The 1,253-nt window shown below is 64.8% G+C and carries 1 protein-coding gene and 1 pseudogene; both read right to left on the bottom strand.

What is annotated here, in order from left to right:
* Positions 1 to 428, bottom strand: a 428-nt coding sequence (locus EN738_RS34380; RefSeq protein WP_189606140.1) for a flavin reductase family protein, incomplete at its 3' end; no start/stop codon positions are given.
* A 6-nt stretch (positions 429 to 434) separates the two neighbouring features.
* Positions 435 to 1,253, bottom strand: a pseudogene (locus tag EN738_RS34375) (glutamine synthetase); the annotation flags it as partial.

Here is a 1,253-nt window from a genome sequence, read left to right as displayed (position 1 = left end):
GTCTCGGCCTCTCCGATAAAGAGGAAATGGGTTCCCCACATCAGCGCCGTCTTGAGTTCGCAGTCGAGAGAAACGACAGCGCCATCGATGATCGGCGCGCCGGTCGCGCCGGGATGCCAAGCGATCGCGCCGAACCGGTCCTGGTTCAAATGCTTGAGGCGGCCGGAGAAGAGATCCGAGACTAATCTCTGGTTGCCGCTGAGCACGTTGGCGCAGAACCGCCTGTTCTTCTTGATCGCCTCGCATGCGGGGCTGAGGTGATGGACGCTGATCAGCAATGAAGGCCGGCTGGTGTCGGCGGACACCGACGTCATCGATGAAACGGTCACGCCGAAACGACCTGCCTCGCCGTCCGTGGTCACCACGGTGACGGCGGCGGCCACGCGGCTCATGCCTTCGATGAAACGGGCGCGCAGATCGGCATCCATGGTCATTCACCCCAGGTCGAAGAAGCGTTCCAGCTCGACGTCCGGAACCTTGCGACGGAACTCGTTGTGCTGGCTTTCGCGGGTGGCCGTGAACGCCTCGACAAAGCGTGCGCCCAGCCAGTCCTTGGCGAAGGCGGAGCCGCGCAGCCGGTCGATCGCCTCCGGCATCGAGCGGGCGAAGTCGCGAGCGGGTTGCTGCGCATAGCCCGAGCCGATGGTTTCGGGATCTGGCTCGATCTCGCCGATGACGCCGGCGACCCCGGCCGCGATGGTTGCGGCGGCCGAGAGGTAGGGATTGGAATCTGCGCCGGGCAGGCGATTTTCCACCCGCAGGGACCCCGCGTCATGACCGACGAGGCGAAAGCAGGTGGTACGGTTTTCGAAACCCCATGTCAGGCCAGGCGGCGCGAAAGTGCCGGGGGCGAAACGCCGGTAGCTGTTCACCGTCGGCTGAAAAACTAGCGTCGTGTCGCCGACATAGGCCTGCAGGCCGCCAAGGAAGTGGCGAAAAGTGCGGCTGACGCCGTTCTTCTCCTTCGCGTCCCAGAACAGGGACCTGCCGGTCTTGTCCTTCAGGCTGATGTGCAGGTGGATCGACTGGCTATCCGCCTTTTCGTTCCAGCGCGGCATGAAGGTGACCGACCGGCCCTGCCGCAGCGCCAGCGCGCGGATGAAGTTCTTCAGGAGAACCAGCTGGTCGGCCGGCTCCATGCCCTCGCCGGCGCCGATGCACGCCTCCATGAAACCCGCGCCGATTTCCTCGTGCATCTTGGCGAGGTCGATCTTCAGCGGCTCGCACATGGCGGCCACGGCCCCGTACCACTC

This window comes from Mesorhizobium sp. M4B.F.Ca.ET.017.02.2.1 (genome assembly GCF_003998955.1).
GTDB lineage: Bacteria > Pseudomonadota > Alphaproteobacteria > Rhizobiales > Rhizobiaceae > Mesorhizobium > Mesorhizobium abyssinicae.
Note: the sequence above shows the minus strand (reverse complement) of the source record. Positions and strands in the feature narration are given on the sequence as shown.